Below are 19,550 nucleotides of genomic sequence, written 5' to 3' on the forward strand. Positions count from 1 at the left end.
CTCTCTCGGGCCAGAAATGCCCCCGAAAATGCCCTCGTTCGGATTGGGCCCGTGCTTGGGTGTTGTAGTGAGAGGATTAGACCTGTCGCGGTTTGATGCCGCTCCTTTGATAGCATTTATTGCAGCAAAGGAGACTAAGTATGGGAACGAAAGGCGTGTCTGCGCGTTCCGATCATCAACGCGGGTGTCTTGTGCTCTTTTCCGTCAAAGCGAAGGCCGGGGAAGGCGGTCATTCGCAGAATGATTAGTACTCGCTTCCGAAGTCAGCTTCAGTTTCGGCATCGAACGAAAGGCCACCAATGGCAGTTAGGTCACTCATTTTCTTTTCCGTTTTTGGGGCCGCGATCCTCGGCGGCGGGATCGCAGCGCTTATCTGGGCCGGAAACGAGACTGAGGCGCCTCAGTCCCAGACTCGCTTGCCGCCGCTTGTGACCGTCGCAACCGTAACCGAAGTGACACGTCCTCCAGCCTTGCTGACAACCGGCTTCGTGCGACCGTCTGATCCTCTTACGCTCACGACCGAAGTTGCGGGGCGTGTCGAGTTTATCCATCCCGATTTCGAAACCGGTGGAAGGATCGACGCAGACACTCCGGTGGTCAGGCTCGGGAGAACGCCTTACGAGGCCGAACTGATGCGCGCGGAAAGCCTTCGGATGAGCGCGGAAGCGGCTCTGATGCAAGCCGAGAACGCGCTGGAGAGGCAAAGGCAGTTGGCCGCCAATAATTTCGCATCCGACGCGCGTATTGAAGAACTGGAAGCGGCACGCGCCGCTGCTCAGGCCGATCTGGGCTCCGCACGTGCATCGGTCACGATTGCACAGGATCAAGTTGCGGATACGTCGCTGTCCCTTCCCTATGTCGCGCTCGTCACGAGCGAAGACATTTCACCGGGAGCACTGGTGCAGCCCGGACAAAGGATCGGCGATGTTGTCAGAGCTGACCGCGCTGAACTGCGCACATCGCTGACCGAGCGGGATTACCGTCGGTTCGCCGCGAATGGCGGGATTATTGGCAAAACCGTCATCGTGCGGCTTCGGGATAGCGACGCTTCGCGAGAAGCCGAAATCACGGCTGTTTCACCGCAACTTGGTGGCGCCACGCGCATGGTGGAAATCATCGCAACAATCACAGACCCCTTCGAAGGCGAAAATAAATTGCTCTTGAATGCGCTGGTCGATGTCGAAATCCCGTTCAATGATACACAAAGGTCTGTGTTGTCCGTTCCAAGTTCCGCCCTTCAAACGCGGCAGCGCCTGTGGCGGGTTGATGAGGACCTCAGACTCAGGCCTGTGGACTTCGTGATCGAGCGCCGAACAGAGGATACCCTGTTCCTTCTGTCCGATGAAATTGCTCCGGGTGACCGCGTCCTGACGACTGCGTTGCAGACGCAGATCGAGGGTCGCGAAGTTCGCATTGACGAAACGGACGGTAGCTGAATATGCGCCGCCTGATTGAAGCCGCGCTTGGCAATCGAGTCCTCCCGAATCTTTTGATGATTGCTCTGCTGTTCGCAGGGGCATTTTCGATTGCCAATCTGACGATCAAGAACTTCCCTGAAATCACCACAGGTGCCGTGTCGGTCACCGTCGCTTTTCCCGGTGCGTCGCCGCAGGAAGTGAGCGACGGCATCATCGAACCGATCGAAAACGAGATCCGGTCGCTCGACGGCGTCCGAAAAATTACGGGAACAGCCCGCCAAAGCGTCGGCGTCGTGACGGTCGATATCCTGCGCAGCGCGGATGTCGCGACGGTTCGAGACGATATCGAAACGGCAATTGCGGGGATCACAGTGTTTCCGTCCGGGTCCGAAGATCCGGTCGTCACCGAAGTGGACGCGCCTGAGCTGGCCATTCAATACATTCTTGCTGGCAATATGGATCCCGCAACGCTCAAGGACCTGGCTCAGACAGCGCGCGAGGAACTGCTGGCTCAGGAGGGTATAAGCACAGTCGAGATCTCCGGCGTACCGGTTGATGAAATCGGGATCGAGATCGACCGGGCCACTCTGGAGAGTTTTGGTTTGAGCCTGAACGACATCGCAGCGCGGATCACGGCCGAGAACCTCGATCTGTCCGGCGGAACGCTGCGCTCATCAGACACACGGTTGCAGATACGCGCCTTGGGAGAGCGAGAGACCGGGGCCGATTTGCGCAGCATTGCTTTGTTCGAGGATGAGAACGGGGCGGTCTTACGGCTCGGAGACATCGCGGAAATCGACGATGGCTTGGCCGAAGAGGCCGTTTCGGCGCAATTGAATGGCGCGCCGGGTGTCTACATTTCAGTGTTTCGAAACGGGAATGAACAAATTCTCGATCTGGTGGAAACGACCCGAACCTATATTCAGCAAGACTTCGTAACGACGCTGCCCAACACGGTTGAGATCGTCGAATGGCGTAATGAAGCGGACAACCTGCAGGGGCGCATCGACCTTCTGATCAAAAACGCGGCCATCGGTGGCGGCTTGATCCTTTTGCTGCTCACGTTGTTTCTGGACCTGCGGATCGCGCTGTGGGTCTCGGTCGGTATCGCAGTCAGCTTTGTTGGTGCATTTGCACTGATGCTGGCCTTCGGTGTCACGATAAACCAGCTTTCGCTGTTTGGCTTTATCCTCGCACTTGGGATCGTTGTAGACGACGCCATCGTTGTCGGAGAGGCGATCTACGCGCGGCGCAAAGCAGGCGATGCAGGCCTGTCTGCCGCGAAAGCGGGCGCGGCGCGCATGGCGCCGCCCGTGTTTTTCGCCGTCGCAACTTCGATCGCGGCCTTCACACCACTTCTGTTTCTTCCAGGCACATCGGGATCCTTCATTGCACCCATCGCAGCGGTGGTGATTTTCGTGCTTCTGATGTCGCTGGTAGAGAGCTTTTTCATTCTCCCGCAGCACCTTGCCCACCTGAGCACCGATGACCCACGCAGGTATTCGCCGCGTCGTGTGACGGATGCTTTGCGCAATCGGATTGGCGGTGCGCTGGATCGGTTTAGCGATGGTCCAGTTCGAAAAGCGGCAGCATTTTCCGCGCGGCAGCCTTTGTTCGTCATCCTGACATGTATCGGCATTTTGGTCGCCAGTTTCGCACTGCTTGCCAGCGGAACGGTGCGCGTTGTCTTTTTCCCCGAAATCGAAGGAAATTTCATAGCTTCGACAGTCGAGCTCCCATCTGGGACGGGGTCAGAGAGGACACAAGACGTTGCCGGAAACGTTGCCGAGGCCGCAAACCGTGCGGCAGAGACACTCGCGCAAGATCTCGGTGTGGAGCCTGGTCAGATCATTCAGGCGACAGCCATTGCCGTGGGCTTTGCACCGGGAACCGGGGATCCGGAAAGCGGCGGAAGCGGGTCACCCAACAGAGCGACCGTCGATATCAAGATCGAGGATGCCGAAACACGCACTTTTGCCGCCGAGCGGCTGGAAAACCTTTGGCGGCAAGAGGTCGGAGACGTGCCCGGCGCGCGCCAATTGTCCTTCTCGGCATCCCTGGTTGGTGTCGGTGCACCCGTGTCTTTACAGGTCTCAGCAGCGTCGGAAGAGGCACGGGAGGCGGCTGTGCAGCGCATCACCGAGGCTCTGCAAAACCGCGATGGCGTGTTTGCCGTCCGGAACAGCGCGGCAACTTCGGCACAGGAGGTGCAGATCACCCGCACCGCTGAGGCTGAGGCGCTGGGCGTGTCGCTGGCACAAATCGCGGAAGCGGTGCGTGGCGCGGTTTTCGGAATTGTCGCGACTGAACTGATACGGGACCGGGAAGAGATCGAATTGCGCGTGCGCCTGCCGGAAAATGAACGCGAGACCCTCGCCGACATCGCCGCTTTCCGCGTGCAGGTCGGCGACGCTCAGGTACCGCTTTCAACTCTGGCACGGCTTGATCTGGCACCTGCACCCACGGTCCTGACGCGGATCGACGCGCGCGAAATCACAACTGTCGAAGCCGATGTCGATACGGCGCTGACATCCGGCACCGCTGAGACCAGCTATATCACCGGCACTGTTTTGCCTGAGATTCAGACGGATCATCCCGACGTTCAGATAAGTTTGGGTGGTGAGCAGGAAGAGCAACAACGATTTGGCGCCGCACTTGGCCAAAACTTCCTTCTTGCGCTTTTTGTCATGTATTCGATCCTTGCGCTTGCTTTCCAATCGTTCTCGAAACCGTTCCTGATGCTTTTGACGGTGCCGTTCGGCATCATTGGGGCTTTGGGCGGCCATGCCTTGCTGGGACTGAACCTCACCCTATTGTCGATGTTCGGGATCATCGGTTTGTCCGGGATCATGATCAACGCTTCCCTTCTGATCGTGAACGAGTTCGAACAGCGGCGCGCAGAAAACAGTGATGCTGACGTAATCGACGTCATCTCCGCCTCCATCGCTGCGCGGTTTCGTCCGATCTTTTTGACAACGACCACAACCTTCCTGGGAATAACTCCGCTCATTCTGGAACAAAGCCTGCAAGCCCAATTTTTGATCCCCACAGCCGTTTCACTGGGCTTCGGGATATTGGTCGGCTCTGTCATCGTTATCCTGTTGATGCCAGCCTATCTCAGAACCCACGAATGGCTCGCCGACCATGTGGCGAAGTTGGGGATCGCGCCGGAGGGCCAAGGGGACAAGACCGCTGAAGCGCAGTAACCGCTTGATGTCTGAAGTGCTAAGTGACGCAAATCTAACGAGCCATTTTTTCGTCAGCTCCCTGCTTTTTCAATTTGAAGTAAGGTCCGGATAAGTCCGTGTTTGTGCAATTCGTCACGTGAAGCGGGCGTGGCTCTAGTCCACTTTTCCAAGTACCCGCATACCTATATTGCTGGCTGCTCCCCCCATTTCGCTCAGTTTAGCATTGATCGCGATCAAAGCGACTTTCCGAGAACGTGTTATCCGGTCTCAATGAAAAAGCGTCTTCTTGACTTGATTGGATGCGGAGGACAACCGACATGGCAGACCCCGAGGGCAAAGACTGGGACGTGATCATGATCGGCTCTGGCATGGGCGGCATGGCCGCGGCCGCCGCGCTGTCGAAGGTGGGGCACAAGGTGCTTCTGCTGGAGCAGTACGAGACGCTAGGCGGGTTGAGCCACAGCTTCACCCTCGAAGGGTTTCAGTGGGATGCGGGCATCCACTATCTCAATCATGTCGCCCCGGAAGATCGTGAGCGACGCATTCTGGACTGGCTGTCGGATACACCGATCGAGTTTGCCTCGATGGGCACGATCTTTGACAATGTCCATATCGGCGACGCCCCGCCGCTGTCCTTGTCTCGCCCCTACGAGGCGCAGGCGCGCGACTTGAAGGACAGGTTCCCCGAAGACGCGGAGGCCATCGATGCATGGATCGGTGCGCTGAAAGAGGGCCGGGATGCTGCACTTAAGGTCACCTCGACGCGCGCAATGCCCGATTTGGTCGGCACGGCGCTGAAGTGGTGGCACAGCGACGCCGTCGAGCGCTGGTGCATGCGCACGACGCAAGAGGTCATCGACGAGATCACCGACAATCCCGTCCTCGCGGCGGCGTTGGCGGCGCAATGGTTCGATCATGGCGGCAGGCCCAGCAAGGCCAGCTTCGCCATGCATGCCCTGATTACAGGAGGCTACCTTCAAAGTGGCGCGTGGTATCCCGAGGGCGGGGGTGCGGCCTTTGCCGAGCACATCCTACCGACGATTACCAAGGCAGGGGGTGACGCGCGGGCCAACACCAAAGTCGAGACGCTTCTGATGGAGGATGACCGAGTCATTGGTGTGCGCACGGCGGACGGGGAGGAGATACGGGCGGACACGGTGATCTCGGATATCGGGGCGCGCGAGACGGTGAACACGCTGCTTCCCGAAGGATGCGGGCATCAGGAGTGGATCGACGAGATCAACGCCCTGCCGCACTCGGTCGCCCATTTCAGCCTGTTCGTGGGCTTTGAGGGCGATATCGAACGTGCCGGGGCGACACGGTCGAACCACTGGATTTACCCGGGCGGAAAGGTCGACGTGGTCTGGACGGATGCGCCCGAAAGTCCGCCGCCCGGCCTTTTCGTCTCTTTCGCCTCCTTGAAGGATCCCAGCCATGACGCGGGACCGTCTCAGAAATACGCCGGCGAAATCGTCGCCTGGGTCGACTGGTCGGTGGTGGAGACATGGGCGGGCAAGGAGCCGGGCGCGCGGGGGCAGGATTACGAGGTCTTCAAGGCCAAGGTTGCGGACGCGATGTTTTCGCGGTTCGAGGCCTATTTCCCAGACCTCGCCAAGCTCGTTGTATTCCGCAATCTCTCGACGCCGCTCACGATCCAGGCGATCACGGGACACCACAAGGGCGCCTTCTACGGGATCGACACGACGCCAGAGCGTCTGATGAGCGAGGCACTGCAAACCCGGTCACCTATCCCGGGTCTCTTCCTTGCAGGGCAGGACGTCCTCACCCCCGGTATCCCCGGCGCGCTTTGGGGTGGCGTGCTGGCAGCGGCGAGCGTTGACCCAAAGCTGTTCCGGCAGCTGCCGAAATAGACGACGAACGTATTTGTGGCCTGACGCGCCATCCACGCGCGCCACCGAACCACGCGCCAACGAGGCTGAGTGCCGACATGGACTGATGGCGCCGCTGCAAGGGACGCCAATTCAAGGGAAACGCATCATGCCGCAGATATTCTGGATCATTCTCGCAGCCACGCTTGCGGCGTGGCTCGCCATGAACCTCTGGACGGCACCACGGATCGAAGAGACGGCCGGCGGTCTTCGCCTGCTGGATATGCGGTTCACCGGGTATTCCTATGAGGAGGTGCGAGAGTTCCTGTCCGCGCTCGATGATGAGGGTGCGGCGCTCCATCTCGGAGCGCAATTCTGGCTCGACATGGTGTTTCCGCCGCTCTTGGGCGCGGTCATATTTTTCGTGTTTCGCTGGCTGTTCCCCGGGTTGCCGGTTTTGGTCATCGGCATCGTTTCCTTGTCGTACGTCGTGGCGGATGTTCTTGAGAATCTGGCAGTGGCCAAGATTCTGCGCGCCGGCGTCGATGGACTGACGCCCCAGATGGCGGCCACGGCCAATCAATGGACGACGGTGAAGTGGGGCCTCGCGCTCGTCGGTCTGGCGATGCTGATCATCGGCATCGCCCTCCGCCTTCGCCGAAATCGGTCAGCCGATGCTTAGCGCTCGACACCCCAACCTGACGGTATTCAAAGCGCTTTTCAGGAGTGGCACTCGGGCAGTTCCTCCCCAACCGATCCATGTCCCTTGTCCCGTATCGGTCGCGGATATGGTCTTTCGGTGCACTACCTATCCCCATCAGAGGAGAGCACGAGCGTGATCCGGACACGGCCCAAATCCCCAGACGAGAAGATCCATATGAGCGCGTCGGAAATGGCAGGCGCGATCAAGTCCGGCGCCTTTTCCGCCGAAGAGGTCGTCGACGCCCACATCAGCCACATCCAGACCGTCAATCCGGCCCTGAACGCAATTGTCATTCCGTTGTTCGAGGAAGCCCGCGCACAAGCCAGAAAGGCTGACGAGGCGCGTGCCCGAGGCGAACCACTTGGCGCTCTGCACGGCGTGCCAGTGACCATCAAGGAGCAATACAAGGTCAAGGGTACGCAAACCACGCTCGGGGCAACCAACAAGATCGGCAACGTCTATGATGACGAGGGGCCATTGGTGACCAAGCTTCGCTCCGAGGGTGCGATCATCCTCGGCAAGACCAATATCGTGCAGACGCTCTTGGGCCACGAAAGCGACAACCGGGTCTATGGGCGCACCAACAATCCCTGGGACTTGAAGCGTTCTCCGGGCGGAAGCAGTGGCGGTGACGCGGCCATCGTCGCCGCTGGCGGCGCACCGCTTGCCTTGGCAAGCGATCTGGGCGGCAGCATCCGGATTCCGGCGCTGTCCTGCGGCGTTCATGGCTTCAAACCGACGACGGGCCGGTTGACCAACGACGATTTCCCGGGCGATCTCCTCGGATATGGGCAGGAAGCCATCCTGCCACAGCCCGGACCGATCGCCCGAACCGTTGCGGATCTTGCGCTGGCGATGGAGGTGTTTGCCAGGACTTCGATGAACGCCACCATCGACAACGTCCCGCCGGTGCCTTGGATCGACCCGGCGACGATACCGGTCAAGGGGATGCGCATCGGCTATTACACCGACAACGGTCTCTTCAGCGTGTCACCTGCGCTGCGGCGCGCGGTTGAAGAGGCCGCAGAAGCCCTGCGGTCCATGGGTGCCGAAATCGTCCCCGTTGACGCGCCGGACCCGTTCGAGGCGATGCGCATCTTCCTCGGTGTGATGACGGCCGGAGGCGGGGCACGGATGAAATCTCTGCTCGGCGCGGAAAAACCGATCCCGCAGATTGCAGCTGCGGTCAAGGGTATGGGGACGCCGCGCCCGGTGCTTGCCATGGTGGCACGGCTCATGGCCGCAAGGGGCCAGCACCACAATGCCCGCGTGATCGGAAACATGGGCGCGCTCAAGACCGCCGACTACTGGCATCTGGTCGAGGCCCGCACGGAATATCGGGTCCGCTTCCAGCGCGCGCTCGATGCAGCCGGATTGGATGCCGTGATCTGCCCGCCCCACGCCGTACCAGCTGTGACGCATGGTGCCAGCGAGCACTTGTTTCCGGCAGTGAGCTACGCCTTCACCTACAACGTCCTCGGCGCCCCTGCGGGCGTGGTTTCGACCACCAGAGTGCGACCGGACGAGGAGAGCGACCGCAAGGTCGGCAAGGACATCGCCGACATCACGGCACAGCAGGTCGAACGGGGCAGCGCCGGACTGCCGGTCGGAGTGCAGGTCGTCGCGCGGCACTGGCACGACCACGTGGCTCTCGCTGTAATGGCAGCCCTAGAAGCGCATTTCCGCAAGACGGAGGAGTATCCACTTCGGCCAGAATTGCCGGTGAGCCTTTGAGAAGAGCCAATACTGGAATTCTGCCAAGCGGGAAAACCGGGCACGAGACCACAAGTTCGGTCGCCGGAGAAAACCAAATGGAATTTGAAGGCCTTTCCGCAAATGCCATTCGAATGTTGGTTGCAAAGGCAATTTCCTCCGGAAAAACTTCGAACTCCCCATCAACTGACGTCGCCGTCTCAGCGAACGTGCGGCATGACGAGCGCAACCGAGCATGCCTAGACGTCTTCGGACAGCCGTCGCTTCTTTGCCAGCCTGAGTAGATGCTGCTTGGCATCCAACGAACGCTAAGAGTTGACGGTGACACGTGCCAAAAGATGCCCGAGGGGCGGCTTTCGCCCGGGTCGGACTTTAACGATAACTCAGCGATCCAAGTTAACCTCATTCAAAATCTTCGAACACCTAATCCACATTTCTCGGTAAGTGCGAATAGTCCATGGGTTTAGCCTGACCGACATAGGCACCGAATTGGACGGCACAGTCCGACCCGTTGGAGGCGACACCACCGCACGGGCGTTACATCAAAGGCGTCCGGTTCGGCCGTGAAGGAAATGCTCGAAGCTAAGATGGTGCCCTGCGAGCTTAACGCACTGAAGACCGCCCTAGCTGTCTCCCGACGAGAGGCGGTAATGGCCTTCGATGTCCTGAAGAGTACCGGCTCCGCCCTGTTTCAGGGCCAGTAGGTGGCCGTCTGGCGCGCCGTGACGGAAGGCATCGACTGGCATTTGAGGCGGCCGGGGTTGTGGTGGGCGATAACAATGACATTCAATCCAACATTTCTCGCATCCGTGCGCTGCTCGGTCAGAAACGTGATCTTTAGGTTATCGCTTGTCGACACACAGCAACCTTGCAACCAGCGCTCGGTTCGCCGAACCAACCCGGGCGGCAAATCTGGCATACTTGGCTTAAGCCCCTGAAGACCGTTCTGGCTAGCAAGGCCCCCTTAAAGGGGCAAGTTAACCTTGGCATCCTTGGCAGCGCTACTTGAACCTTATGGGCGTTACACCGTGACCTCGGCCAGCACCTCATCAAGCGCTGTCAAAATCATGTCGATGTCGTCCATTTCAATGGTCAAGGGTGGGCGGATCTTCAGGATGTTGTCGTGGGAGCCTTCACTGCCGATGAGAATGCGATGATCGCGCATTCGGTTCTTGACGAAGCGGCAGATTTCGGTCGCCTGCGATCCATCCGGTCGGACGAGTTCCACTCCGACGAACAGGCCCATGCCACGCACGTCTCCGATGCAATCATATCGCTTTTCGAGCGTGTTCAATCCCTCAATCAGCCTTGCCCCCGCAAGGCGGGCGTTCTCCTGCAGGGCTTCGTCTTCGACGATTTGCAGGACCTCGCGGCCGAGCCTGCAAGACAGGGTCGAGCCACCAAACGTCGAAAAGAACTCAATCCCGTTGTTGAAGCTGTCTGCGATTTCGCGCGTCGTGACGACAACACCAATTGGATGGCCGTTGCCGATGGGTTTTCCGAGGACCACAATGTCCGGTCGGACCTCCTGCTGTTCGAAACCGAAGTAGTGTTCACCCAACCGGCCCAACCCCGTCTGAACCTCGTCTGCAATGCAAACCCCGCCCGCCGCGCGGATTTTTTCGTAAACCGCAGGAAGGTATCCCGGCGGCGGAATGATCTGGCCCCCGACGGAAGGGAAGGTTTCGGCGATGAAACCCGCAAGGCCTTGCGCCCGCTCCGTCAGGGCCGCAATCGCGGGGTCGACGAGATCGGCGAACTTGCGAGCACGATCGGGATCATCCCGCCTGAAAGAACCGCGATAGTCATCTGCCACTTCGAACAGTTCGACCCAATCTGCCTTGCCCACCCCGCCGGGTTTGTTGAATTTGTAAGCCGAGATGGCGACCGTTCCCGTGGAATTGCCGTGATAGCCATGATCGGGGGTGACGATGCCCTTGCCGCCCGTATGCGCGCGCGCAAGGCGTAACGCCAGTTCGTTGGCCTCGGTCCCGGAATTGACGAAATAGCAGACCTGCAAGTTGTCCGGCAGCTTTGAAAGCAACGCCTCGGCGAACTCCGTTTGTGCCGGATGCAGGTAGCGGGTGTTGGTGTTAACGCGCCGCAGCTGGTCGGCTGCCACGGCTTGGATACGTGGATGCGCATGGCCGACATGTGGCACGTTGTTATAGGCGTCCAAATATGGTCGCCCCCATTCGTCGAAGAGGTGATGCCGCCAACCGCGCACCAGCATCACCGGCTCTGCGTAGCTGAGGCTGAGATTGCCGCCAAAATGCGCCTTGCGCGCGGCCAGAACGGCTTGGCGATCCGTCGGCCGATAGCGCAGCATGTCATCGGGCAGGTTCAGAAGTGCCGCCGGATTTGGGCAGACGGCCTCCCACAGGGCAATGTCATCGGGATCGCAAACACCAGGCCAGTCATCGCCGATCCCGTCGATGGTCAGGGCAAGCTGAATATGCAAATGCGGAGCCCAGCCTCCGTTCTGGTGAATGCCACCCAAATGGCAGAACACCGCACCTTTCGCGACCCGATCACCGGGCTTGAGTGTCTCCAAACAGGACGGATCAAGGTGACCGTAGAGCGTGTGGAACGTATCGCCCTCCGGCGTGACATGGCGCAGGACGATGACGCCGCCGTAGTCGAGGTGGTCGGTGCGGTTCTCGATCGCAGCGACCTCGCCCTCCAGCGGCGCACGCAGCGGCGTGCCGGCAGGGGCGAAGACATCCGCCGCCAAATGCACAGTGCGTCGGTTGCTGGCTTTCCACGGTCCTAAACGGAACGCGGGTGCTGTGTAGATCAGGCGCGGCTCAAGGTAGTAGCCCAGCCAGACCTCCCCGGCCGGACCATTTTCTTCGCCCAGTCTTGCGGCCTCGGTAGGGGTCATGTCGAAGGGATTCTGCGGGCAGGTGCTTGCCTCCACTGACAGCGCGTGCAGCTGCGCATCAGCGAGGTCCGCTCCGATGATCGGGGCAAAGCCGCCCCGCGCATTGTCGAGCCACGCTAGCACGCGACCGGCCGCGTCGCTGACTGGCAGACCGCAGGCTGCGCGCAATCGTGGCGACAAGAGTTTGGGTGGTTCCGGAAAGGTCTCCAGAAAGCGCCATGCGGGGGCTTGGGAGATCACCACATAAGGATCATCCGGCGTCTCAACGGCCATGAGGTGAGAATTGACCACGCTCACTGCCAAGCGCATCCGGATCAAAGGCCAGAGCAGATCAAGTTCTACGCCAGTCAAGGGATAGACGTCATGATACCCCTCAACCAGCGCCTCCAGCGCGCGATCTGGTTGAGGATGATCCAGCACCACATAGGCTGCGGCGATGGCGAGATCGCAGATGCGAGGCCCGGAACACATGTCTCCGAAGTCAATCAGACCCGAGATGCGCTGATCGCCCAGTTCCCCTGCTACGAGGATGTTGTAATCGTTAGCATCATTATGGATCGCCTGCTGGGGTAGTGTCCGCAACGCATGGCTGATTGTCTCGAAACCGGCCAGCGCCGAGGACAGAAGCGCCCGGCGGCCCGCGTCGGGGATCATGTCAAGATGCTCGGCGATCCAACTGGCGCGCATCAGGTCCCACTTGAAATCGCGCGCCAATCCGGGGTGCGCGAAGTCCTCGAGCGCGTGGGCCGTCCGGCCTAACACCTCACCCAGTTGTTGCACAAGCCGCGCCGTCTTGGGCTGAGCCTTGGCATAACAGCGGCCCGGCAACCGCTCAATCAGCCAGACGAGGCGGTATTGCCCATGTTCATCCGAAAGGGTCAGAACCTCAGATCCCGATACCGACGGCATCACCCTTGGAACCGGCAGATCGGGATCGCGCCGCGCGATATGCGCCAGTGCCGCCACCTGCATGTCAACGAGCCAGGGCGGGCAGTCCGGGCGCATCGCCTTGAGCACGTAACCCACGCCGTTGTCGGTCTCGGCCAGGAAGTTCAGGTCGTATTCGCCATCGAGTCGCGTCAGATCAACAGAGATGCCCCAGTGCTGGTGCAGAAGGTCTTTCCAATGGCGCACTGTCAGTAAGTCCGGCCGTAGGCAGCACATTGCGCGGCGGTGTCCATCTCTGCGAGAAAGGCCATTTCGCCGCGCTTGTGCGCCACGTAGACCGGAGCGAAGACCTCAGGGAACCATCCGCGCACGGTAGTATTGTTCTCAAACCGCTCCAGCGCAGCCTCAAGCGTCTCGGGCAAGCGGATGAACCCCCGTGCGTCAAGGTCGGCGGGCGAAAGAAGGGACAAGTCCTCTTCGGTCGGTGCGGGAGGGTTTAGACCGTCTTCGATCCCCTGGCACCCGGCATGCACGATGGCAGCCAGCGCCAGATGCGGGCAGGCGGCCGCATCGGCCGCGCGGTATTCGATGTTGAACTGCCGCGCGATGCTGGCGGGATCCTTGGCCGTGACAGGGCAAACCCGCAGAGACGCCTCCCGGTCGCGGAAGCCGAGGTTGTTGTAGGCCGCCGACCAGCGATGCGGCGTCAATCGCAGGTAGGAGACAACCGAGGGCGCCGTCAGGGCAAGGATGCTGTCGAGATATTTCAAAACGCCCGCGGAGAAAGCCGCTGCAAGCTCTGACATGCCGCAAGGGCCGTCCGGATCATAGGTGGCGGGCGCACCGTTTGCGTCGAGAAAGCTCATATGGACATGCACGCCATTGCCGACACTGGCCGGATCGAGGATCGGGGCATAGGTCGCATGCTCGCCCGCGTGGCGCGCGGTTGCCCGGGTTAGCTCGCGCACGATGACAGCTGCATCGGCGGCCCGCATCCCTGCCTCAGGTCCGATCACCACCTCGTATTGATTGGGGCCATATTCTTTCATGATGCTGTCGGGGCTGAGACCGGCATCGGCCAGATGCGACATCAGAGCCTCACACAGCCCACGCTGTGCCTCGAAACCGGCGCGCCCATAGGCCTCGTATTTCGCGGCATTGCCGGTGGTCAGCTGGAACTCGTGCTCAAATGCCGCAAGCATGGACACTCCGGCCACATTCTGCAACCGCTCAAGTGCGCCGCGCAGGAGCGCGCGAGTACACAAGTCCCATGGCGCGCCTTCAAGCGTGACGATATCGCCCAGCATGAAACGCTCCGTGCCGTTTTCGAATTGCGCAACGACGGCGGTCTCTTCGTCAGGAATCAGCAGCAGATCCCCCAACGCGCCGAAAGGGCTTTCGGAGATGGTGTCGAAACAGGTGATCTGAACGTTCGTGGGCGTCCAGCCCACGCCACGCTTCAGCCGTTTGTCCAGTTGCGCGGCGGGAAAGGCCTTTCCCCGTACCTTGCCCGCCAGATCGCAGGTTGCGGCAAAGATCAAATCAGTCATGTCTTGGTCTCCGTGGTCAGGGCGCGCGTGGCGTCCCAGAGTTCGATGCGGTCCCGGGTCTCGTCCCAGGTCAGTTCCGCGACGCGGGCGACAAGCGCCTCAACGATGGCCAGCGCGGCGGCATAGCTGTCCCAGACGGTGCCTGTCTCAATCGGTACTGCGAGCACCTCAGCCGCGTTGTTCTTGATCGGAGAAATCCAGCTATCGGTCAGGAGCACGATCTTCACCTTTTTGGTGGCCAAGGCCTGCGCCAGACGTTCAAGCGTGTGCTCGTAACGGCGGAAATCGACCAGGAAAACCACATCGCCCGGTCGCATGCGCAGCAGGTGGCCGGGCCAGGATTCGATGTCGCGGGACATATGTTCGACGCCTTCGCGGGACTGGGCGAGGTGAAAGGTCAGATGACGCGCTATGGTGTCGCTGATCCGGCCCCCCAGGGCAAAGACCTGCCTGCGCTGGTCGGACAAGAGTGCGGTGATCCGGTCGAACTGACCATCTGTGATAGCATCGCCTGCCGTTTCGATCTGGGCTGCGGCACGGGACAGAAAGCCTGCCAGAAAGCTGCCTTCGATCCGGGTGCTACGCTCGTGCAGATCAACCGGAGAGATATCCCCTCGGCGCAACTCCTCCAACAGCTTGCGTTGCATGTCGGCATAGCCATCGAGCCCCAGTTTGGCGGTAAAGCGCGAGATAGACGCGGCCGAGACGCCCGCCTCCTCGGCCAGTTCCTGAATGTTGAGCAGTCCCTTGAAGGGATAGTTCGATAAAATCGTCGCTGCCAGTTTGCGCTCTGATTGGGTCAGGCTGTCCGAGGCGGCGCTGATGGTCGATCTGACTGTCATTTCATCAGAATGGTGAAAATAAATTTTCAGTCAATGGAAAAAAGTTGACAGAGAAAAGGATTTTTCCAAGGCTTGCGGGTATGACCCTTGCCGACGACTCAACGATTCTGCACCCATCCGATCCCGCTCCGGTCAGCATCGTGAACGGGCAATCTCGGGTACCGCTGCTGTTGCTGTGCGAACATGCAGGACAATCGATCCCCGCTCGTCTGAACAGGTTGGGTGTCAGCCAGCAGGTGATCGACAGCCATCGCGGCTGGGATATCGGGGCGTTGGCCGTGGCGCGCGAGGTGGCGGCACGGCTGGGCGCGCCGCTGGTCATCCAGAATTACAGCCGACTGGTCATCGACGCGAACCGTCCGCCCGACAGCGTCCATGCCGTGCCCTCAGAGGTCGACGGCGTCCCCATTCCGGGGAACACCGGGATCTCCCGCTCACATCAGAGGCAACGTGCCAAGGAGATCTTTGCGCCGCTTGATGCTGCGCTCGCCGATTTCATGCGCGACCTGCAACCGCGTGGCTGTTTCTCAATCCATTCCTTCACGCCCATTCTGGGAGGCGTACCCAGACCATGGCATGCGGGCTTCCTCAGTCGCCGCGACACGCGCACTGCCCAGAGGTTGATGCAGGCCATCGCTGCCCGGCAGCCCCACCTGACGATGGCGGTGAACGAACCCTACCGGATCGAAGACGACACTGACTGGTTCATACCGCGCCATGCCGAACCCAGTGGCGCCGCCCATGCCCTGATCGAGATCCGCAACGACCTGATTTCAACGCCCGACGGCATCCCGCTCTGGGCGGATCTGGTCGCGCAGGCAATCACCACCGTGATGCAGGAGGCAGAGGCATGACCCTCACCCGCGACGTTCCGCTAGAACCGGCGCACTCGGCGCTGCTTTTCATCGACGTGCAGAACTTCTCTGCCGAGCGCGAAGGCGCGGAATTCAAGGATCTGTCCCCAGACGTCATGGAGGAGAAATACGGCTGGTATTTCGAACAGTTGAACGGCCGTGTCATCCCCAACATGCAGACCATCCAGAAAGCCACACGAGCAGCAGGCGTGGAGGTGATGTATACTACGATTGAGAGCCTCACGCTCGATGGCCGCGACCGGTCACTCGATTACAAGATCACCGGCTTCAACGTGCCCAAAGGCAGTTGGGACGGCAAGGTGATCGACCGGATCGCACCACAGGGGGACGAGATCGTGTTACCGAAATCCTCATCCTCGGTCTTCGTCTCGACTCATATCGATTATATCCTGCGCAACCTCGGCGTGCGGCAGTTGGTCATCGCCGGGCTGATCACCGATCAATGCGTCGAAAGCGCAATCCGCGATGCCTGCGATCTGGGTTACTTGGTAACGCAGGTGACCGATGCCTGCCTAACCTATTCGCAGGCGCGCCACGACAATTCGCTGAACGCAATCAAGGGATATTGCCGTCAGATTACCAGCGCCGAGCTTGTCGCCGAGCTGGAAGCGCAGACCTGATGGCAGACGCCGCGCTCTTCGCCCATCCGGCGCGGCTGCGCGCGGCAAACTGGCTGCGCACCTTCGCGGCCCTTGGCGTGCTGATCGGAACGGTTGCTTTTCTCACGCTGGTCTTTGGACGTACTGGCGAACGGATCGCGGTCCTGATGTGCGTGAACGTGTCGGCGGTGGTGGCACTGGCGGTCTTCTGCGGCAACACCGGCATTGTCTCCTTCGGGCACGGTGCCTTTATGGCCCTGGGGGCGTATCTCTCGGGTATCCTCACTATGCCCGCCGGTTTGCAGCGCAGCGCGTTGCCTGAGCTTCCGGGCTGGCTGGCGGGGCATGAGCTGTCGGTCTTGGGCGCCTTGCCTTTTGTCCTATTGGCGGGCGCGGGTTTTGCCTTGCTCACCGGTAGTGCGATTTCCCGGCTGGTGGGGGCCTCGGCGGCGATCGCGACACTGGGGCTTTTGATCATCGTCCATAGCATCGCCGTGTCGGCGCGGGAGTTCACGCGCGGCAGCCAGACCTTTTATGGCGTGCCCCGGATCACCGATCTGACCTTCGTACTGATGGCGGCGATTGTTTTTGTCATCCTCGCGCGGGTCTATCGCGAAAGCCGCTGGGGCCTCTTCGTCCGCGCGGTGCGCGATGACGAGGACGCGGCGACCGCGCTAGGCATTGCACCGCGCCGGGCGCGGCTGGCGGCGTGGACGCTGTCGGGGACATTGGCCGTGGTGGCAGGCGCTCTTTACGGGCATATTCTGGGTGCGTTCTCGCCCGCCTCTTTCTATCTCGGGTTGGTCTTCGCCCATGTGGTGATGATGATCGTGGGCGGAATGAGTTCGGTTGGCGGCGCGGTGGTGGGCGTGATCGCCGTGACCATCCTGCAAAACACGGTACGCAACCTGGAGGGCGGGATCACCCTTGGCGGGGTCACCCTTCCAGAAGTCTTTGGTCTCACGACCGTTTCGCTTGGTGTCGCGATCCTGCTGGTCATCTGGTTTCGCCCGCAAGGCTTGGTGGGCGGGTTTGAGCTGGGCCCCGGCGCGGGCGCAGGCCTGCTGAGGCGCATCGCCTCCAGAGCGACTGAGCCGCCCGCGCCGCGCCCCGTCTCCACCGAGACGTTAAAGGCGCGTGGCCTTTCGCGCGCCTTTGCAGGGGTGAAAGCCGTCACCGATGTCAGCTTTGACGTGCCCGCTGGCCGGATTACCGGGCTGATCGGCCCGAATGGGGCGGGCAAATCGACGCTGGTGAACCTCATCACCTGTCAATACGACGCCGATACAGGCAGTGCAGAGATCGAAGGCGTGGATCTGACCGGGCTGCCGCGTCACCGGATCATCGACCACCGCGTTGCGCGCAGCTTTCAGAACCTGCGACTTTTCTCCGGTCTGACCGCCTTTGAAAACGTGCTGGTTGCCGCCTTGGCCGCAGGCAACAGCCGCCAGAGGGCCAACGCGATAGCGCTGCGCGAACTGGAAGCCTTTGACCTTGGCAGCATCGCCGCGATACGCGCCGACAACCTGCCCTATGGCGCCCGCAAACGGCTGGAGATTGCCCGCGCGCTGGCGCAGGATCCGGCCATCCTGTTGCTGGACGAACCCGCAGCGGGCATGAATCCCGCCGAGACCGATGACCTTGCGGACCGCCTGATCCGCATCCGCGAGGACCGCAGGATCGGTATTCTGCTGATCGACCACGACCTGCGTTTCGTGAACCGCCTATGCAGCCATATCGTGGTGATGAACAGGGGTGAGAAAATCGCCGAGGGCACGCCCGAAGAGGTGCGCGGGAACCCTCAGGTCATTGAAGCCTATATCGGCCGCGGTCGGGTGGCCCGCGCCGCCGATGCACAAACACCTCAAGATCAAGCCCTCGCCAATTGAAATCTGAAAGGAAATCCCCATGAAACTGAAGTCTCTCTTGCTCGGGTCAGCCATCGCAGCGCTCGGCACGGCCGCTTTTGCCGAAGATGAATATATCATCGGCGTAATGTCTGCGCAGTCGGGCTACCTCGCCCCTTATGACGGACCCGCTTATGCCGGGTTCAAGTTCTGCATGGACGAAAAGATGGCCAATGGCGGGCTGAACGGCAGCATTCCTGTAAGGTTGATCGTCAAGGATACCCGATCCGACATCGCATATGGCGTGCAGGTGGTTCAGGAAATGCTGGACGACGGGGCGCAGTTCATAGTGTCCTCGGCCGACGCGGACCCGACGATCGCCGCCGCCCAGATCACTGCGGCCGACATGGTGCCGACGATGACTTTTGCTGGCACGGCGCCGGTATTGACGCAGGTCGGCCCGCATGTTTTCGGCAGCTATCCCGGTGACAACCAGCAAGGCGCTGTGCTTGCGGGCTATGCGCGCGACCAGGGCTTCGAGAAAGCCTGGCTGCTGACCTCGCCCGACAGTGCCTACACGCTCGGCGGTCCGCGCTATTTTGGTGAGGTCTTTGAAACGCTCGGCGGTGAAGTCGTCGGAGAGAGCACCTTCAGTCTCAACCAGCCTGACTTCTCGGCAATTGTGACCAATATCCAGAATGCGGAAACCGCACCGGACGTCATCGTGACGTGGGCGTGGGAACCGGACTTCCCCGCTTTCATCCGCGCCCTGCGCGGCGCCGGTGTCGAAACGCAAGTGATGGGCGGTGACGTGCTGGACACACCGACTGTTCGCGGTCTGGGCGATGTTGTTGACGGTGTCGTGCACACCTCTGGCGGCTACCCGGAGGAAGGTTCGGCCTATGCCGCTTTCATCGACCGGTTCACGGAAGCGACCGGCACGACGCCTGACAACAATTACTACGTGAATGGCTGCGACATCGCGGACATGATCGAACAGGCGGTTGCTGCCGCGGGCACCACCGATCCGGCGGCCGTCAGCGCAGCCATGGCCGAAATCGAAGATGGTGAGGCGACCATGTCGAATTTCACCTTCAAGGGCACTGACCGTATGCCTTTGCGCGAGGTTGTCGTGGCACGGATCACGGGTGACGGGGAAAAGGAATTCGTCCTTCGCCAGATGGCCGATCCCGAAACCTTGCCGAAGCCCTGAT

The 19,550-nt window shown here is 60.7% G+C and carries 13 protein-coding genes; 9 read left to right on the top strand and 4 right to left on the bottom strand.

Annotated features, from left to right (window positions below; translation table 11 throughout):
• Positions 1–299: 299 nt before the first annotated feature.
• The 5 genes from BUA42_RS17005 (at position 300) to BUA42_RS17025 (ending at position 8,872) form a co-directional block, all read left to right on the top strand.
• Positions 300–1,436 carry an efflux RND transporter periplasmic adaptor subunit gene (locus tag BUA42_RS17005; RefSeq protein WP_072779526.1) on the top strand — a complete coding sequence of 379 codons (1,137 nt, stop codon included), beginning with the start codon at positions 300–302 and terminating at the stop codon, positions 1,434–1,436.
• A 2-nt stretch (positions 1,437–1,438) separates the two neighbouring features.
• Positions 1,439–4,624, top strand: a complete 3,186-nt coding sequence (locus BUA42_RS17010) for an efflux RND transporter permease subunit (protein ID WP_072779527.1) — start codon at positions 1,439–1,441, stop codon at positions 4,622–4,624.
• 299 nt (positions 4,625–4,923) lie between these two features.
• Complete coding sequence (locus BUA42_RS17015; RefSeq protein ID WP_072779528.1) at positions 4,924–6,477, top strand: phytoene desaturase family protein; 1,554 nt, start codon at positions 4,924–4,926, stop codon at positions 6,475–6,477.
• Between the two features lie 127 nt (positions 6,478–6,604).
• Positions 6,605–7,117 carry a hypothetical protein gene (locus BUA42_RS17020; protein WP_143152732.1) on the top strand — a complete coding sequence of 171 codons (513 nt, stop codon included), beginning with the start codon at positions 6,605–6,607 and terminating at the stop codon, positions 7,115–7,117.
• Positions 7,118–7,270: 153 nt separating this feature from the next.
• Positions 7,271–8,872: an amidase gene (locus tag BUA42_RS17025; RefSeq protein ID WP_143152733.1), complete on the top strand. Its 1,602-nt coding sequence runs from the start codon at positions 7,271–7,273 to the stop codon at positions 8,870–8,872.
• Positions 8,873–9,474: 602 nt separating this feature from the next.
• Here BUA42_RS17025 and BUA42_RS21455 read toward each other — a convergent pair.
• From BUA42_RS21455 to BUA42_RS17045, 4 genes are all read right to left on the bottom strand, one after another.
• On the bottom strand, positions 9,475–9,597 hold the full coding sequence (locus BUA42_RS21455) for a hypothetical protein (RefSeq protein WP_281249791.1): 123 nt from the start codon (positions 9,595–9,597) through the stop codon (positions 9,475–9,477).
• A 275-nt stretch (positions 9,598–9,872) separates the two neighbouring features.
• Positions 9,873–12,899, bottom strand: a complete 3,027-nt coding sequence (locus BUA42_RS17035; RefSeq protein WP_143152734.1) for an aminotransferase class III-fold pyridoxal phosphate-dependent enzyme — start codon at positions 12,897–12,899, stop codon at positions 9,873–9,875.
• A complete protein-coding gene (locus BUA42_RS17040) occupies positions 12,872–14,173 on the bottom strand; it encodes a type I glutamate--ammonia ligase (protein WP_072779533.1) in 1,302 nt (433 codons plus the stop codon). Before BUA42_RS17040 ends, BUA42_RS17035 begins: the two co-directional genes overlap by 28 nt.
• Entirely contained in the window at positions 14,170–15,015 is an 846-nt protein-coding gene (locus BUA42_RS17045; RefSeq protein WP_072779534.1) for a MurR/RpiR family transcriptional regulator, read from the bottom strand. The genes BUA42_RS17040 and BUA42_RS17045 overlap by 4 nt, the downstream gene beginning before the upstream one ends.
• Before the next feature lie 80 nt (positions 15,016–15,095).
• Here BUA42_RS17045 and BUA42_RS17050 point away from each other — a divergent pair, with 80 nt between their 5' ends.
• Genes BUA42_RS17050 through BUA42_RS21410 form a run of 4 tightly spaced genes read left to right on the top strand, consistent with a single transcriptional unit; the run spans position 15,096 to position 19,549 of the window.
• Positions 15,096–15,869, top strand: a complete 774-nt coding sequence (locus tag BUA42_RS17050; protein ID WP_072779535.1) for an N-formylglutamate amidohydrolase — start codon at positions 15,096–15,098, stop codon at positions 15,867–15,869.
• Positions 15,866–16,510, top strand: a complete 645-nt coding sequence (locus BUA42_RS17055) for a cysteine hydrolase family protein (protein ID WP_072779536.1) — start codon at positions 15,866–15,868, stop codon at positions 16,508–16,510. Before BUA42_RS17050 ends, BUA42_RS17055 begins: the two co-directional genes overlap by 4 nt.
• Positions 16,510–18,378, top strand: a complete 1,869-nt coding sequence (locus tag BUA42_RS17060; protein ID WP_084066278.1) for a branched-chain amino acid ABC transporter ATP-binding protein/permease — start codon at positions 16,510–16,512, stop codon at positions 18,376–18,378. The genes BUA42_RS17055 and BUA42_RS17060 overlap by 1 nt, the downstream gene beginning before the upstream one ends.
• Positions 18,379–18,397: 19 nt before the next feature.
• Entirely contained in the window at positions 18,398–19,549 is a 1,152-nt protein-coding gene (locus BUA42_RS21410; RefSeq protein ID WP_072779537.1) for an ABC transporter substrate-binding protein, read from the top strand.
• Position 19,550 lies beyond the last annotated feature (1 nt).

It is taken from the genome of Marivita hallyeonensis (assembly GCF_900129875.1).
Lineage (GTDB): Bacteria > Pseudomonadota > Alphaproteobacteria > Rhodobacterales > Rhodobacteraceae > Marivita > Marivita hallyeonensis.

Coding starts and splice junctions, on each gene's coding strand:
- BUA42_RS21410 (WP_072779537.1), top strand. CDS start 18,398: ATGAAACTGAAGTCTCTCTTGCTCGGGTCAGCCATCGCAGCGCTCGGC.
- BUA42_RS17020 (WP_143152732.1), top strand. CDS start 6,605: ATGCCGCAGATATTCTGGATCATTCTCGCAGCCACGCTTGCGGCGTGG.
- BUA42_RS17035 (WP_143152734.1), bottom strand. CDS start 12,899: ATGTGCTGCCTACGGCCGGACTTACTGACAGTGCGCCATTGGAAAGAC.
- BUA42_RS17010 (WP_072779527.1), top strand. CDS start 1,439: ATGCGCCGCCTGATTGAAGCCGCGCTTGGCAATCGAGTCCTCCCGAAT.
- BUA42_RS17040 (WP_072779533.1), bottom strand. CDS start 14,173: ATGACTGATTTGATCTTTGCCGCAACCTGCGATCTGGCGGGCAAGGTA.
- BUA42_RS21455 (WP_281249791.1), bottom strand. CDS start 9,597: ATGCCAGTCGATGCCTTCCGTCACGGCGCGCCAGACGGCCACCTACTG.
- BUA42_RS17005 (WP_072779526.1), top strand. CDS start 300: ATGGCAGTTAGGTCACTCATTTTCTTTTCCGTTTTTGGGGCCGCGATC.
- BUA42_RS17055 (WP_072779536.1), top strand. CDS start 15,866: ATGACCCTCACCCGCGACGTTCCGCTAGAACCGGCGCACTCGGCGCTG.
- BUA42_RS17050 (WP_072779535.1), top strand. CDS start 15,096: ATGACCCTTGCCGACGACTCAACGATTCTGCACCCATCCGATCCCGCT.
- BUA42_RS17045 (WP_072779534.1), bottom strand. CDS start 15,015: ATGACAGTCAGATCGACCATCAGCGCCGCCTCGGACAGCCTGACCCAA.
- BUA42_RS17060 (WP_084066278.1), top strand. CDS start 16,510: ATGGCAGACGCCGCGCTCTTCGCCCATCCGGCGCGGCTGCGCGCGGCA.
- BUA42_RS17015 (WP_072779528.1), top strand. CDS start 4,924: ATGGCAGACCCCGAGGGCAAAGACTGGGACGTGATCATGATCGGCTCT.